Annotated in this window: 15 protein-coding genes and 1 tRNA gene; 7 read left to right on the top strand and 9 right to left on the bottom strand. The window is 60.4% G+C overall.

Annotated elements, in window-relative coordinates; translation table 11 throughout:
* Positions 1 to 380: 380 nt before the first annotated feature.
* Positions 381 to 1,286 (top strand): hydrogen peroxide-inducible genes activator, encoded by a 906-nt coding sequence (locus AF71_RS10430; RefSeq protein WP_025659470.1) that lies wholly within the window; start codon positions 381 to 383, stop codon positions 1,284 to 1,286.
* Here AF71_RS10430 and AF71_RS10425 read toward each other — a convergent pair whose 3' ends face one another.
* From AF71_RS10425 to AF71_RS10415, 3 genes are all read right to left on the bottom strand, one after another.
* The gene (locus tag AF71_RS10425; RefSeq protein ID WP_112667585.1) at positions 1,287 to 2,162 is read right to left on the bottom strand and encodes a dienelactone hydrolase family protein; all 876 of its coding nucleotides are present in this window, start codon (positions 2,160 to 2,162) and stop codon (positions 1,287 to 1,289) included.
* A 98-nt stretch (positions 2,163 to 2,260) separates the two neighbouring features.
* On the bottom strand, positions 2,261 to 2,683 hold the full coding sequence (locus AF71_RS10420; protein ID WP_169681252.1) for an MAPEG family protein: 423 nt from the start codon (positions 2,681 to 2,683) through the stop codon (positions 2,261 to 2,263).
* Between the two features lie 105 nt (positions 2,684 to 2,788).
* Entirely contained in the window at positions 2,789 to 3,544 is a 756-nt protein-coding gene (locus tag AF71_RS10415) for an SDR family oxidoreductase (RefSeq protein ID WP_062376003.1), read from the bottom strand.
* Between the two features lie 95 nt (positions 3,545 to 3,639).
* Between AF71_RS10415 and AF71_RS10410 the strand changes: the two genes are divergently transcribed.
* Positions 3,640 to 4,557: a LysR family transcriptional regulator gene (locus AF71_RS10410; protein ID WP_169681250.1), complete on the top strand. Its 918-nt coding sequence runs from the start codon at positions 3,640 to 3,642 to the stop codon at positions 4,555 to 4,557.
* A 1-nt stretch (position 4,558) separates the two neighbouring features.
* Here the strand turns inward: AF71_RS10410 and AF71_RS10405 are convergent, their stop codons facing one another.
* The 3 genes from AF71_RS10405 to AF71_RS10395 form a co-directional block, all read right to left on the bottom strand.
* Complete coding sequence (locus AF71_RS10405; protein ID WP_113470017.1) at positions 4,559 to 5,119, bottom strand: hypothetical protein; 561 nt, start codon at positions 5,117 to 5,119, stop codon at positions 4,559 to 4,561.
* A 3-nt stretch (positions 5,120 to 5,122) separates the two neighbouring features.
* A complete protein-coding gene (gene guaB / locus AF71_RS10400; RefSeq protein ID WP_018856881.1) occupies positions 5,123 to 6,607 on the bottom strand; it encodes an IMP dehydrogenase in 1,485 nt (494 codons plus the stop codon).
* A 178-nt stretch (positions 6,608 to 6,785) separates the two neighbouring features.
* On the bottom strand, positions 6,786 to 7,775 hold the full coding sequence (locus AF71_RS10395; protein WP_169681248.1) for an MBL fold metallo-hydrolase: 990 nt from the start codon (positions 7,773 to 7,775) through the stop codon (positions 6,786 to 6,788).
* Positions 7,776 to 8,026: 251 nt separating this feature from the next.
* Here AF71_RS10395 and AF71_RS10390 point away from each other — a divergent pair, with 251 nt between their 5' ends.
* Complete coding sequence (locus tag AF71_RS10390) at positions 8,027 to 9,451, top strand: DHA2 family efflux MFS transporter permease subunit (protein WP_169681246.1); 1,425 nt, start codon at positions 8,027 to 8,029, stop codon at positions 9,449 to 9,451.
* Positions 9,452 to 9,454: 3 nt separating this feature from the next.
* Here the strand turns inward: AF71_RS10390 and AF71_RS10385 are convergent, their stop codons facing one another.
* Genes AF71_RS10385 through AF71_RS10375 form a run of 3 tightly spaced genes read right to left on the bottom strand, consistent with a single transcriptional unit; the run spans position 9,455 to position 12,162 of the window.
* Positions 9,455 to 9,838 (bottom strand): VOC family protein, encoded by a 384-nt coding sequence (locus tag AF71_RS10385; protein ID WP_018856878.1) that lies wholly within the window; start codon positions 9,836 to 9,838, stop codon positions 9,455 to 9,457.
* A gap of 59 nt (positions 9,839 to 9,897) precedes the next feature.
* On the bottom strand, positions 9,898 to 10,617 hold the full coding sequence (locus tag AF71_RS10380; protein WP_018856877.1) for an RlmE family RNA methyltransferase: 720 nt from the start codon (positions 10,615 to 10,617) through the stop codon (positions 9,898 to 9,900).
* Between the two features lie 9 nt (positions 10,618 to 10,626).
* Positions 10,627 to 12,162, bottom strand: a complete 1,536-nt coding sequence (locus AF71_RS10375; protein WP_169681244.1) for a Ppx/GppA phosphatase family protein — start codon at positions 12,160 to 12,162, stop codon at positions 10,627 to 10,629.
* 256 nt (positions 12,163 to 12,418) lie between these two features.
* Here AF71_RS10375 and AF71_RS10370 point away from each other — a divergent pair.
* The 4 genes from AF71_RS10370 to AF71_RS10355 all read left to right on the top strand — a co-directional run bounded on the left by AF71_RS10370 (position 12,419) and on the right by AF71_RS10355 (position 15,218).
* Positions 12,419 to 12,492 (top strand) — tRNA-Gln (locus AF71_RS10370).
* A 685-nt stretch (positions 12,493 to 13,177) separates the two neighbouring features.
* The gene (locus AF71_RS31310; protein ID WP_210258229.1) at positions 13,178 to 13,414 is read left to right on the top strand and encodes a hypothetical protein; all 237 of its coding nucleotides are present in this window, start codon (positions 13,178 to 13,180) and stop codon (positions 13,412 to 13,414) included.
* A 974-nt stretch (positions 13,415 to 14,388) separates the two neighbouring features.
* Positions 14,389 to 14,526 (top strand): hypothetical protein, encoded by a 138-nt coding sequence (locus tag AF71_RS10360; protein ID WP_162716094.1) that lies wholly within the window; start codon positions 14,389 to 14,391, stop codon positions 14,524 to 14,526.
* 473 nt (positions 14,527 to 14,999) lie between these two features.
* The gene (locus AF71_RS10355) at positions 15,000 to 15,218 is read left to right on the top strand and encodes a DUF982 domain-containing protein (RefSeq protein WP_025659479.1); all 219 of its coding nucleotides are present in this window, start codon (positions 15,000 to 15,002) and stop codon (positions 15,216 to 15,218) included.
* Positions 15,219 to 15,339: the final 121 nt, after the last annotated feature.

The raw sequence follows: 15,339 nt of genomic DNA, 5'->3' as shown, positions 1-15,339 counted from the left end.
ATTTGTTCTATGTGGAGCGACGGAGGTGGTTCATACCGGCGCCATCTCGCCGATATGACATGCAGGTCTTCACGACTCGTAAACGAGATGCATCGGATTGTACGGATGGGGAAAAGTATAAGAAAATCGGGGTGATACACCCGTATTTGGTCAACTCCGCGTGTTGTTTTGCTCACTTGCGACGGGTTGGACGTTAATCGTTGTGGCCGTGGCTTCTCGGTCGCTGCGCGCACCGATTCGCGCACGCTACATGTGCCTCAAGTGCCCTCAAATCGGCGGCCACTCAGATGCCACCTGAAGAGCGGCCTTGCTCGTAATTCCATTGACCTTCGATAATCTCAAGTCGTACTTAATGAGATTATCGATTGGAAGAGATTATCATGCTGACCTTACGACAGATGCGTTATTTCGATGCGCTGGCAACGACGCGCCATTTCGGCAGGGCCGCCGAAATGGTCCACATCAGCCAGCCGGCGCTGTCGACCCAGATCATGGAAATGGAAGAATATCTCGGCGCCAAGCTAGTCGAGCGAACGCGGCAGAGCACGATCCTGACGCCGAAAGGCGAAGAGGTTCTGCACTATGTCCGCGCCATCCTGCATCAGGTCGACCTGCTCGAGCAGACGGCCCGAAAGGGCGAAGGCACGCTCGAAGGTCTGATCCGCATCGGAATTATTCCGACAGTCGCGCCCTACCTCGTCCCTCAGTTCGTTCCGCATCTGCGCAAGACTTACCCCAGCGTTGAGGTGGAACTTCGGGAGGCGGTCACCGATCGGTTGATGGCGGACCTCCTGACGGGAAAGCTCGATGCCGTGATCGCGGCCTTGCCGCTCGATATCGAAGGCATCCAGACGCGACCGCTCTTCACCGACCGCTTCTTCATGGCCGTAGCGGACAACGGCGAGGCGGTGCTGATGTCGCCGCTCACCGAGCATGAAGTAAATGTCGATCGCCTGCTACTGCTCGAGGAAGGACATTGCCTGCGCGATCAGGCCCTTGCCGTCTGCAGCGCCGGCAAGCGCAGCCTCGTCAACTTTGGTGCGACCTCAATGGCGACGCTGCTGCAGATGGTGTCGCATGATATGGGCATGACGCTCATTCCCGAGATCGCCATTCCGACGGAGACCAGCCGCAATTCGATCCGCATCGTGCCCTTTACCGATCCACAGCCGTCGCGCGAGATCTGCCTTGCCTGGCGTCGCAGCAACCATCGTGGCAAGGAGATGGAGGCGCTGGCAGAGGCGATCATCGCTGTCGCCCCTGCGCCGCGCGAGCTGGCGGCCTGATCAGGCCAGGTTCTTCTTCAGGAATTCGACAGTCCTGCTCCAAGCGAGGTCGGCCGCCTTCTTGTCGTAGCGAGCCGCCGACGTGTCATTGTTGAAGGCGTGGTTGACGCCGTCATAGACGAAGATCTGGAAGTCCTTGCCATTGTCCTGCAGCGCCTTCTTGTAGGCGTCGATGCCGGCATTGATACGGTCGTCGAGGCCGGCGTAATGCAGCATCAGCGCAGCCTTGATACCAGGCACATCGGCCGCCTTCGGCTGGGCGCCGTAATAGGCAACACCCGCCTTCAGGTCCGGCGAGGCAACAGCGAAATCGTTAACCAGCCCGCCACCCCAGCAGAAACCGATCACGCCGACCTTGCCATTGGAATTGTCGAGTTTGCTCAGATATGTAAGCGTCGCCTCCGCGTTCGCCACCGTGGCGGGTCGGTCGAGCGTGCTGAACATCTCGCGGGCTTTGTCCTCATTCTCCGGCGTGCCGCCCTGAGGCGAGAGGAAGTCTGGCGCCAGCGCGATGAAGCCCTCCAGCGCCATGCGGCGCGCGACATCGCGGATGTGCGGGTTCAGACCGCGGTTCTCGTGGATAACAATCACGGCGCCGAGTTTTCCCGATGCATCCTTGGGTTCGACGAGGTAACCTTTCATCTCACCAGCTCCACCGGGATAGGTGACGTCCTTGGCCACCACCCGCGTGTCGTCGGCGGCGATCATTTCGGCGCTTGCCTTGTTGGCCGCAAGCATCGGTGCGATGACAGCGGCTGCGCCGGCGGAACCGGCCAGTTTCGTCAGCTTGTCCATGAAGTTGCGGCGATCGAGTGTCAGATGCGTGTATTCGTCGTAGGCGTTGATCATCGCCTGCGTGATTTCCGGCTTGTTCATTTGAGGCCTCCCGTTCCCTACCTGTCGGCTTTCGCCTGTCGGGGAAGATAGGTCAGCGGCCAGTAACGCAGGAACAAAACTGCGTTACTTCAAGTCGCTCAACCGTTCGCGAATGCCATCCAGGCGGCAAGCCACATCCACATGGCGCCGAGCACCACATAGCCGCAGGCGAAGAGCGGGCTGCGATAACGCAGATTGTTGCTGGTCACGTGGATGAAGGCGTGCAGATAGCGCGTTGCGACAAAGATCCAGGCAAGAACAACGGCGACGAGGTTATCGGCTTCCGTCATGTAAAGAAGGACGCAACAGGCGTAGAAAAGCACCGGCAACTCGAACTGGTTGGCGAGGCAATGCTTGACGACAAGGCCTTCCGCTGGCTCGTCGCGATTTTCCCGGTAGTTCGATCGCCGGATCTTGCCCCCCCGAACCAGCTTTTGCCGGCGGTACGAGAGAAGCATGTAGAGGAAATAGACTAGGGCTACGTGGGCAATAATGGGCCAGAACATCTCGTAGCCGGTCATGCTGTCTCTTCCTTGCGGTTTTTCCGTTTGATTTCCACGCTGTAGAGGAAAACAACCGACGCCGCAAATGCCCGTCGCGATTGTGCGACGGGCATGGCTGCTGCATCAGACCTGGGCGATGCCGCCATCGGCGAAGAGTTCTGCGCCAGAGACGAAGCTCGATTCATCCGAAGCCAGGAACAGAGCTGCGGAGGCGATTTCTTCGGCGCGACCGACGCGGCCCATCGGAACCTGCGAACTGAGATAGTCGAGAAGGCCCTGCTGGTCAGCCTTGTCCTTGCCTGCGAGTTCGACCAGGCCGGTCGTTTCCGTCGGGCCGGGGCTAAGCGTGTTGACGCGGATGCCGCGGTCCTTGAGATCGAGGATCCAGTTGCGCGCGAAGTTGCGGATCGCCGCCTTCGAGGCAGCGTAGACGCTGAAAGCGGGCGTGCCCGTCGCACCGGCCGTCGAGCCCGTCAGAATAACCGACGAGCCGTTACCGAGCAGCGGCAGTGCCGTTTGCACGGTAAAGAGCACGCCCTTGACGTTGCGGTTGAACGTGTCGTCAAACTGTTCTTCGGTGATTTGACCGAGCGGCGCGAACGAGCCCCCGCCTGCGTTGACGAAGAGCACGTCGATGCGGCCGGCCTCTTCCTTCACGCGATTGAACAGACGATCGAGATCGGCCTGCTTGGCGGAGTCGGCCTGGATGCCGATGACGTTGCCGCCGATCTCGTCGACGGCCGCGGCGAGCACATCTGCGCGGCGGCCGGTGATGAAGAGGCGAGCGCCTTCGGCGACGAAACGCTTCGCCGTGGCGAGACCGATGCCCGACGTGGCGCCGGTTATCACTGCAATCTTGCCATTCAATTTCTGAGTCATTGTCGTCGTCTCCTTTTGTTCGACTGAGCAGAAGATATGGACGCGCCGATCGTTTCGAAATAGAAAGGAATGAAAACCATTGTTGCAAATACGAAATGATGAAGCTGCCAGACTTCGAAGGCCTCGCGATGTTTGCCAAAGTGGCGGAGGAGCGATCGTTCGCCCGCGCGGCAAAGACGCTGGGTATTTCCGTAGCAACCGTTTCGCGCGGCGTCGCACGCCTGGAACAGAGACTGGGTGCCCGGCTGTTCAATCGGACATCGCGCCAACTGTCGCTGACGGAATTCGGCCTCCGTCTCGCCGAGCGCGCGTCGCGGATCTACTCCGATGCGGAGGAGATCGAGAATGCGGCGCTCGAGCTGTCGAGTCGTCCCCGCGGTCTGATCCGGCTGGCAGCGCCAATGACGTTCGGCGTGCATTGGATTGCACCGATCCTGCCCGAGTTCTTTGAACTCTACCCCGACATCAGCATCGATCTTCACATGAGCGACGCGAGCGTCGATCTCGTGGGGGAAGGTTTCGATGCTGCGCTTCGTATCGCGGTTTTGCCGGACTCGTCCCTAATTGCCCGTCGGCTCGCGCCGGTTAAGCCGTTCATTCTGGCGTCGCCTGCCTATCTCGAGAAATACGGATGTCCTGAGCATCCTCGAGAGCTGGCCGCGCATCACTGCCTCGGCTATGCCTATCGGCCACGCCAGGACATATGGCGGCTGACGAATAGGGCAGGCGAGGAGGAATTCGTCACCCCAACCGGCCCACTTCGAGCGACCAATTCGGAAGCATTGATCCCAATGGCGTTGCGCGGCCTCGGGATCTGCGAGCTGCCGGAGTTCATGGCCAGCGAATACCTAGCTGACGGGCGCTTGAAGGCGATCTTGACCGATTGGAGCCTGCCCAGCGGGGCACTCTATTTTGTCACGCCGTCCGCACGCGCACGACCGGCAAAGGTCGAAGTATTATCGGAGTTCATGGCGGCTCGCCTTTCCAATCCGCCATGGCGGTGGCCGCGGTAAGCTACTGCTCGCCCTCTTCGCCGCGCATCGCACGAACGACAGCGAAGCGGATGATGACGACGAGGCAGATGGCGAGGCTTGCGAATTTCAGCCGTGTCATCCACGGCAACAACTGCGCGGCCTGATCCGCCCAGGCACTGTCCCCGAAGGCGATCAAGCTGGAGACATTCTCGCCGTAGTCGGCGAGGCCATAGATGAAGGGGAGCGCATAGATCAGCTTGGCGAAGAACGGCCGAATCGGGCGGTTGAAGTATGAGCCGCCGGGTCTCAGCTTGATCAAGACCAGCAAGAGGAGTGCCGTCAGAAGTGCCGGAAAGATCAGCTCGGGACCAGCGTACATGGCCCGCAACAGATTGTTGGCAATCTCGTTCTCGCCGAGGAGCCGCTGCATCCGGCCGACGGTCAATTCGTCATAACCGGCGAAATAGATATCGAGAACGGCTTGCCCGGTTTCGTGCTTGAAGGGGACAACAAAGCCGAACGTCGTCCACGCAAGCACGCCAAGGCAGATAGCCGCGAGCAGCGCAATAATCCAGAGCGGAATACGGCTGCCCGCGTTCATTTTTCAGCCGCCGGAGCCCGGATAGTTGGGGCTCTCGCGGGTGATCGTCACATCGTGAGGGTGGCTTTCGCGAAGGCCGGCGCCGGAGATGCGCACGAAGGTCGCGCGCTCCTGGAAGTCCTTGATGTCCTTGCCGCCGACATAGCCCATGGCTGCCTTGAGGCCGCCTGCAAGCTGATGCAGGACGCCCGAAACCGGGCCCTTGTAGGGAACTTGGCCTTCGATGCCCTCGGGCACGAGCTTCAGCGTATCGCGCACTTCCGCCTGGAAGTAGCGGTCTGCCGAGCCGCGCGCCATGGCGCCGACGGAACCCATGCCGCGATAGGCTTTGAAGGAACGGCCCTGGTAGAGATAGACTTCACCCGGGCTCTCATCGGTGCCGGCGAGCAGCGAACCGATCATGACAGCGGAAGCGCCGGATGCGATCGCCTTGGCGACGTCACCCGAGAACTTGATGCCACCGTCGGCGATGACAGGGATATCCTGCGCCCGTGCTGCCTCAACCGCCGACATGATGGCTGCGAGCTGCGGAACGCCGACACCGGCGACGATGCGCGTCGTGCAGATCGAGCCCGGGCCAATACCGACCTTGACGGCATCGGCACCTGCATCGATCAGCGCCTTGGTGCCGTCAGATGTCGCGACGTTGCCGGCCATGACGCGGACGGAGTTGGACAGCTTCTTTACTCGTCCGACGGCATTGAGAACGCCCTGCGAATGACCATGCGCGGTATCGACGACGAGAAGATCGACGCCTGCCTCGATCAGGCGTTCGGCGCGCTCGAAACCATCGTCACCGACGCCGACAGCGGCAGCGGCGCGAAGGCGGCCCTGCGCATCCTTGGATGCGTTCGGGTTGAGCTGCGACTTTTCAATGTCCTTGACGGTAATGAGACCGACGCAGCGGCCTTCTCCGTCGACCACCAGCAGCTTCTCAATGCGATGCGCATGAAGCAGACGCTTGGCTTCCTGCTGGTCGACGCTTTCCTTGACCGTGACGAGATTCTCGCGCGTCATCAACTCGTAGATCTTCTGCTTCGGATCGGAGGCGAAGCGAACATCGCGGTTGGTCAGAATACCGACGAGACGGCCGGACTTTTCAACGACCGGGATGCCCGAGATGCTGTAAGTCTTCATCAGCCCGAGCGCATCGGCGAGCGTCGCGTCGGGACCGATCGTAACCGGGTTGACGACCATGCCGCTTTCGAACTTCTTGACCTGGCGGACCTGTTCGGCCTGCTCGGCCGGCGTCAGGTTCTTGTGGATCACGCCAAGGCCACCGGCCTGAGCCATGGCGATGGCAAGGCGGCTTTCCGTGACGGTGTCCATGGCCGAAGAGATGATCGGGATATTCAGCTCGAAGTCAGTGGCGATGCGCGTTGCAACGCTCGTCTGACCGGGCAGGACCTCGGAATGACCGGGCTGCAGGAGCACGTCATCGAAGGTGAGTGCATCCAAACCGGTTGGCGTTTCTATGATGCGAGCCATGGCCAATTTCCTTCAATTAAGAAAAATGCAACGCCTCCCGGAACGAATCGTCCGCACCGGCAGTGTGCAAGGGTTGCTTTGGAAGTTGGCGAGGGCTGGTAACACGTCTATGACAGGAAGTGAATAGCAAAAAGCCCGACGTGTTCGCCGGGCTTGGTATGGCTGCCATGCAGCGGTCTCACAGGTCGAACTGATAGGTCTTCGGAACGAAGCGATATCCGTCGTCGTGTGCCTCGACAAAGCCGACGGCGGGGAACGGCATGTGGTAGCCTAGGAAGGCAATCTTGTCGGCCGCGATCATGCCGAAGACCTTGCGACGCGTTGCTGCTGCCTGCGCCTTGTCCATGTCGAAACGAACCTCCCAATCCGGCTTCTGCAGCGACAGAATATAGTGATTGGCGGTGTCGCCCGTTGCCACGAGGCGCTTACCCTCGGATTCGATGTGGAAAACCATGTGGCCCTGCGTGTGGCCCGGCGCCAGCATTGCGGTGATGCCGCTTGCAACAGTGCCGCCATCGCCGATGAACGTCGCTTTCTCGGCAAGCGGCACGACGTTGGCGAGAACTGTCTTGTGACCGCCTTCGGCGGCTGTGCCTTCACGCGCTTTGTCCGTCCAGAAATCGTATTCGATCTGGCCGATGACGTAACGCGCGTTTTTGAAGGCCGGTGCGCCCCCTTCCATCAGGCCGCCGATATGATCGCCATGCAGATGGGTCAGCGCGACCAGCGTGATGTCGTCGGGCGAATAGCCGGCAGCCTTGAGCCCATCGCGAAGCAGCCCGCTGCCGCGGGCGCGACCGCCTTCGCCAAAACCCGTATCGACAAGGATGACATCCGATCCTGTGTCGATCAGCGTCGGTGCGTAAGTATTGACGAACTTGTCGGTCGGCAGGAAATTCCTCGCAAGCAGCTCCTGAACCGTTTCCGGCTTCTGGTTGCTTCCGAAGGTTTCATAGGGCTTTTCGGCAATCGTGGCGCCGTCCTTGAAGACGGTAAATTTGTAGGAGCCGAGTTTAAACTGATTGAACTGGGGCTGCGGCGTCGCATCCATCTTGGTCTTGTCTCCACTTACGGCCATAGCGGCCGTCTCTTTCAAAATCATCGGCGTCGCCAACAGGCTGATGCCCGCAGCAAGCAAAGTGCGCCGTTTCATCCCCGGTAGTGCCATATCCCGGCCTCCCAATAACGTGCAGCATCACTGCCGCATACCCCCAAATGACCAACAGCCGCCGCGTTTGTTGCACCCGCCAAAACAAGCATATGTCAATCTTGGCCGTTGAATTTGCTGAGCAAGCGGTCTCACGCAGACGTGATGCAAACGTGCTTCGGAAGCGGAATGAAGGGTTGGCAGAGCCTGTCGCGAGGACTACAGAGCACGGGCCTCCACCGCCTTCGCAAGACCTTCAAGGCATTTCGCGTATGAACCGCATCGTTCCGCTGATCCTCGCCGTTGCTCTCTTCATGGAGCAGATGGACTCCACCGTCATATCGACCGCCCTGCCCGCCATCGCCAACGATCTCCACGTCGGGCCGATCACGCTGAAGCTGGCACTGACCTCCTACATGGTGTCGCTTGCGGTCTTCATTCCGATCAGCGGCTGGATGGCGGACCGGTTTGGCGCCAAGCGCATTTTCCGCCTGGCCATCTGCGTCTTCGTCGTCGGGTCGATCTTCTGCGCAATCTCGTCCGGCCTGATCGAGTTCGTCATTGCGCGCTTCCTGCAGGGCATGGGCGGTGCGATGATGACGCCGGTTGGCCGCCTTGTGCTTCTGCGAACGACGAAGCGAAGCGAGCTTGTCTCGGCGATGGCCTTGCTGACCATCCCGGCGCTCGTCGGACCGTTGGCCGGACCGCCGTTAGGCGGCTTCATCACCACCTATTTCACCTGGCACTGGATCTTCCTGATCAACGTGCCGGTCGGCATTGTCGGCGTCTGGCTGGCAACGATTTTCCTGCCGGAGGTTGAGGCGACGGCGCCGCCGAAGCTGGATTTCACCGGCTTTTTGCTGACATCGTTTTCGGCCGCCGGCGTCGTCTTCGGCCTTTCCGTCGTCAGCCTCCCGGCCTTGCCGCCCGTTATCGGCATCATGGCGACGGCAATCGGCCTCGTCTGCGGTTTTCTCTATGTGCGCCATGCCAAACGGCATCCAGCGCCGATCCTCAATCTGAACCTCTTCCGCAATCCGACGTTCCGCGCATCGACAACCGGCGGCACGCTGTTTCGCATCTGTATCGGCGCCATGCCCTTCCTGACGCCGCTGATGCTGCAGCTCGGCTTCGGCCTGACGCCGTTCCAATCGGGTCTCATCACTTTTGCCGGCGCGATCGGGGCGATCACGACCAAGTTCATGGCGCGTCGCGTTTTCGCGGCTGCCGGCTTCCGCACCACACTGCTTTCGGCAGCAGGGGTGACGACCATGGTTACGGTCGCGACCGGCTTCTTCACGCCACAGACGCCACATCTCGTCATCATCGCCATTCTTTTGATCGGCGGCTTCTCGCGCTCGTTCTTCTTTACCGGCGTCAATGCGCTGGCCTTTGCCGACATCGACGATGCACAGGCGAGCCAGGCAACGTCGCTGAGCTCGGTGATGCAGCAGATCAGCCTGGCGCTTGGCGTCGCAGTTGCCGCAGCAATCCTTGAAACATCGATCTATTTCCGCGGCGAGGCGCTGCAGGTGGCCGACTTCCACGTCGCCTTCTATGTGATCGCGATCCTGACTGTCGTGGCGACCATCCCGTTCATCCGGATGGACAGGAGCGCCGGCGCGCTTGTTTCCGGCCACCGTGCGAAGCGCATCACCCCGGCGACGATCGAGGCGGAACAACCGGCCGTGAAGTAAGGCCTATTCCGGAGTCTCGCAGACGGCGCTCAGCTTGTTGCCATCCGGATCGCGCACATAGGCGGCATAGAAATTGGCATGGAACGGCCGCAATCCGGGGGCGCCTTCGTCTACGCCGCCCGCGGCAAGGGCTGCGGCATGAAACGCATCGACGTCCGCACGGCGCTCGGCATGAAGCGCGACCATCGAGCCGTTGCCAGTTGATGCCCGCCTGCGGTTGAACGGGGTTACGATCCAGAGCCGGCATCGGGTGTCGCCATCTGCGGCGTAGCCGATTTCCTCTTCGGAGTAGCGCTGGCGGCGATAGCCGAGCAGCGGCAGAACGATATCGTAAAACCGCCGCGCTTCATCAATGTCGTTGGTTCCGAGGGTGACGTATAGGAGCATGGTACCCGGGCATTCCAAGTCTTGGGAGACCGGATCATCACCCGAGACCAGCCCAAAGATCAAGCTTCGGTGACATCGGGCTCCATCTGGCGGCCCTTGAAGCCTTTCGCCAGCAGGAACATCTCCACGGATTCGGCCCGCGACGACGGCGGCTTGACGTGGACAACCTGCTTGAAATGCCGCTTCAGCATGTTGAGAAGATCGCGTTCGGTGCCTCCCTGGAAGGTCTTTGCCAGGAAGTGGCCACCCTCCCCCAGCACTTCGATGGCAAAGTGTGCCGCCACTTCGCAGAGATGCATGGTGCGCAAATGGTCGGTACGGTGGTGGCCGGTCGTGGGGGCTGCCATGTCCGAGATCACCAGATCAGGCGTGCCGCCGACGGCCTCGATCAACTGTGCCGGCGCTGACGGATCGAGGAAGTCCAGCTGCAGGATCTTCACGCCCGGCAGCTGATCCATCTCCAGGAAGTCGATCGCCGCCACACGGATATCCTCATCCGTCGAGCCCGTGACCTTGGCAGCGATCTGCGACCAGCTTCCCGGTGCGGCACCCAGATCGATGATGCGGCGGGCGCCCTTCAGGATGCCGTGCTTCTCGTCGATCTCGAGCAGCTTGAAGGCGGCACGAGCGCGATAGCCCTCGAGCTGGGCGCGCTGCACATAGGGATCGTTGATGTGGCGCTGCAGCCATTGCCGCGACGACGCCTTCATCTTCTTGTTCTTGACGCGCTGGCCGAGTTTGCGGCCGGTGCGGCTACCCGCAATCGTTGGCTTCGCCATGCTTGTCCCCTATTTGCCGCGCTGGCCGCGGCGGTTGCGGTGGCGCCGCCAGACGCCGTCGTCCGCCATCATGTCCGTGAGCAGGCCTTCCCTCAAGCCGCGATCGGCAACCCGCATGCGCGGGCTCGGCCAGCGGCGGCGGATCGCCTCCAGAATCGCGCAGCCGGCGAGCACCAGATCGGCGCGATCCGGTCCGATACAGGGATTGGCGGCCCGGCTTGCGAAATCCCACGACAGCAGCTTTGCCTGCATCGCCGAGACCTCGTCGTCCGAAAGCCAGATGCCGTCGACCTTGCGGCGGTCGTAGCGCGGCAGGTCGAGGTGGACGCCTGCGAGCGTCGTCACCGTTCCCGAGGTGCCGATGAGATGGAAATCATCCGCGTGACCGATGTCGATCGCAGGGCAATCGAAGTTGTCGAGCATGCCCGCCACTTCCACCACCATGCCCTCGAAAACATCCGGGGTGACATCGCGCCCGCCATGACGCTCCGATAGCGTGACGACGCCGACGGGAAGCGAGGTCCAGTGGGTGATGTGGTTTGCGAGGCGATTGAAGCGGTTGTCGCCGATACGAATGACCGCGATTTCGGAGGAGCCGCCGCCGATATCGAAGAGGACAACGGAGCGGGTCTCGCGTCCGACGAGCGACGAGCAGCCCGAGACGGCAAGCCGCGCTTCGGTCTCCCGATCGATAATCTCGAGTTCGAGGCCGGTCTCGGCAATGACGCGCTCGAGGAACACGGCCCCGTTGCTCGCCTGCCGGCAGGCCTCGGTCGCGATCAGCCGCATACGGCGGATTTCGCGGCTCTTCAGCTTGGAGGCGCAGACACGTAGCGCATCGGCGGCGCGATCCATCGCATCGTCGGAGAGGCGGCCGCTTGCCGCCAGTCCCTCGCCCAAGCGTACGATCCGGGAGAAGGCGTCGACAACGCGAAACTGACCCGGCCGCGTCGGTTGCGCGATCAGAAGACGGCAATTGTTGGTGCCGAGATCGAGAGCGGCGTAAAGCTCATCCGGCCACGGATGTTCGTGGCTGCGCTGCCCTCCTTCGGACGGGCGTGCCCCACGATTATCGTTCTGGCCGGTTCGCAATTCGGCTGCCCCGGCCCGCCCGGCGGGCGCTGGCTGCTGCGGCTGGGCCGGACGTCCGGTCGGCTTTTCATGGACCAGTGGGCGTCCCTGGAGGCCGCGCTTGCCGCGATGCTTGCGGCGATTGCGGCGACTCGGCACCGATTCGCCGTCACCGCGAACAGCGTGCGTCGCGATTTGGGCGTTTTCGTTGCTTGCCTGATGCTGTTGAACCGCTTCGCTTGGAGCGCCTGCGCCACGACGGCGACGCTTTCGCTTCCGCGCGACACTGTCGGCTTCAATTGGGCGCGCCGCCTCTCCGGCATCGCCGGACAGGACATGCTGAGCGGACTGGTTCGCATTGCGGGATTGCCCGCCACGCTTGCCCTTGCGGCGCCTGGATTTCTTACCATCCCTACGCCCTGCCGCCGACGCCCCGTTACCTTGCGGCCTTTGGCCGCCTTCGGGGTCTTCCACGTTCTTTTTCCATCGCGCCGCGCAAGTCCAAAAGGTATGCAGCAGGCGCTCATTCGATTTTGCGTTGGCGCGAAGATACCAGCGCATGGCGAAATCACCAAATTCTTTTTGGCGTTAGCGAAATAGGTCCTCTCTTCGAGCTCAAAAGCCAGCGTAAAAACCCTGTTCATTTTTTTCGAAACAGGTATTTGCAATCCGCCAGCTTTTGTTTATAAGCGCCGCACACCAGCGGAGCCGCTTCGAGCGCCGCACCTGCTGGGGAATAGTTCAATGGTAGAACAGCGGACTCTGACTCCGTCGATCTTGGTTCGAATCCAGGTTCCCCAGCCAATTCTCCTAAATGCCCTTAATTCCTTGATTTTCCGGTCCTGCCGGATATCGTTTTGGCATCATGCGCGACCTGATGCCCAGAACTGTAGCACACAGGTGATGCCCGCCTAATGAGCGCGGGGGCGTCGCAGTGGCAGTCAAGGGCAACTATCCCATGGCGGTCCGCCACGACGTCCAGAACCTTATTCGCCGCGGCAACATCTTTTACCGGCGGGCGCGTGTTCCCCAGTTCTTTCACGCGATCCCAGCCGGGCAGCCGGCTTTCATTGAGCCTTCATTGTTCGGATCATAAAAAGGCTCAAGCAGTCGGTCGGAAGCTCAACACGCTCATGGCCGAGCTGAAGATGAACTCGAAGGAACCGATGTCCCAGCGCAGCTCCAAAAGCTTTGCGAACATGAACGCGACGTGATGCGCTTGCATCTTGAAGACGTCTCGATCGCCGCAAGACGCAACGACCGTCCCGCCGACATCGAAGTGCTGGAGCTCGATCTGGAGAATGGCTGAGCTTACAAGCTGCTCGCGATGTTTGGCATCCAAAAACATCTGACGCTGAAGGATGGCTGCAGCGGATCCACATACCTGCTCGACAACGGGGTATCTGCATCTCATATCTTTGCGATCAGATCGAATTATCTAGAGCTGCTCCATGAGGCGAACACTCGCGGCTTCCAGGATGGCATCCGAATGCTGATGCACCGGTCTGCAGCCGGTCGGCGCCCGTTCGTTTCGACCCATCTCTGCCTTTCCTTCTATCCGCCACCAGCGATCATTACGTATGAAAGCCCGACCACGCTTGGCCGGCGCCGAATTCTCGATATCGCTGTTGCCCCGGCGATCGGTGCCGCCGCAGGTGCACCGTTCCTTGACGACGCGCTCAGCAAGCTTTCCTACTCCGCCAAGGTCGGTCATGACCTGTCGTAGGAACTGCGCGCAGGGTTCGTCTTTCGCAGTGAGCCTCAAGACGTCGACCAGCGGAGCAGCCAACAAAAAAGGCCGGGCGAAACCGCACCGACCTTCCTCACATCGCTACTCATACCAGTGCCAGTACATCCGTGGTCAAAAGTAGAAAGCGATTGCGGCAAATTGCGAGCGGCAGACATATTCCAGCGCTCATCAGCAATGCCGATGAAAGGCATATAGGCACTCGCTGCATGAAACGCAAGCGCAATTTTTGGTTTTATTCTCGAAGTCTGATAAAAACAAAAATTGCACGAATTGCGTTGCATCCGGAGCCACGCTCAGGCATGCTCGCTTCTTCAGCAGCCAATGTCACGGGCGCTGCTGCATCAGGGCTCAGAGCCCTCGCCCCAAATTGAAGGAGGACCGAAGTGTCTTCCGAATTCGGCTATGTCTTACATTCCAGGGACCTTACTATGCTGCAAGGCATCTTGGATGCGGCTGGATACAGTGCTGCCAGTAGTGTTGCTCATCCTGAGCGATACAACATCGCAGCCAAGCTACTTTTCGAACGTTTCCAACATGGGATGACCTCCCCCGACGACCTATCCAGGGAACTGGAAAGGCATTTTGGCCGGGTGATTTCGGCAATATCTCCACCAAGCTTCGAGCGGACACGCGCCTCCATTCAGGGACGGCCTCCCCGGTAGAAATTTCCTGGAGCTGTAGGACTCTCCGCCTTCCCGATATAGCAGGCCGATAGCATGGAACAACGCGTCAAGGCGGGGATTGAGGGAGTGGATCGCACGGGTGAGGAATGTTTCTCCCTCATGTCTTACGCTGGCTAACTGTGTGATCCACTATTCTCGAATGTGGAATCGGAGACCCTGTGTCGGTACCGAGCTGGCTAGTCTTAGTCGTTGTGAACGCAACCGCGTGCTGCATCCTGTTGCATCTCCAGAAGAAGACCTTGATATGCTTTTTTGCGAATTGGCCTGGTGACGAACGGCCGCGCCTTCTTCTCGGCAATGCAGGCCTACGCTGGTACGATGACGGAAACAGTCACTCAGGGAGACGCGCAGTCCGCATTTCTCGCAGCGGCTCTTGACGCAGAGGCAGTGTTCCGGATGGCCTAACTCCTTACTGTGAGGATGGTCGTGTCTTCGCCATGAAGATCCCGAGATCGCTGATCTCCATCACGTTGTTGTTTAGACCAAGAAGCGTGCCGCCCGCGCTTTGGTTTCGCCGTCGGTGCGGGCGCGCAAGCCTCACGTTCCAGACGGAGGAGCTTCAGCCGCTCCGTCTTCTTGGAAGCCCAAGAAGGAAAAGACGGCCGCCGACAAAGGCGGCCCGCCCATTTTAAGTTCTCAGCCGAAGGCCAGCCAAAGCGCCCCAAAGAAGAATTGAGGTTCGGAAGGGCGATCGGCATCTGTATCGGTCGCCTTATCGTCGCCCAAGAAACACCGATCACCGTTCCTGTTTGAGGCACTTGGCGACCTGCCATCCATTTCTTCCCTTTGATTGCCTGCTGCGAATACCCATCTATCTGAAGGCGGAACGAGTACTCGATGGCGCCGATAACGGACCCTCACATGATTGGAGTGTGGCCATGCTGGTACACCGATGGGAAACACCTCTCGTGCTGGGAGACAACCGCATTCGTATTGTCGTCGGCTCCCCGGAGGAGGCATTGACCTGGCTCGTCCATGAACCGAACCAGAGTGCGGCCAAGTGGCAACGAGCCTGGAAGGCCTGCCGAGCGGTCGTTGAAGGTCGGATGAAAACGGAAGACGCCAAGTCCGCCGTTCAGCTCGCGGCCACGCGCTAAGTCGTTCGAGTGCACCAATTTCGGTGATCCGGTCCTCAGGCGGCTGTCGGGTCGAGGTCTTGGCTGCTGCCTCTGCTTGATACAAGCTGGACGGCTGCGCGTTTGGTCCTTACTGGTGCGC

Origin of the sequence: Rhizobium sp. 57MFTsu3.2 (assembly GCF_012932765.1) — a bacterium.
Lineage (GTDB): Bacteria > Pseudomonadota > Alphaproteobacteria > Rhizobiales > Rhizobiaceae > Rhizobium > Rhizobium altiplani.
Note: the sequence above shows the minus strand (reverse complement) of the source record. Positions and strands in the feature narration are given on the sequence as shown.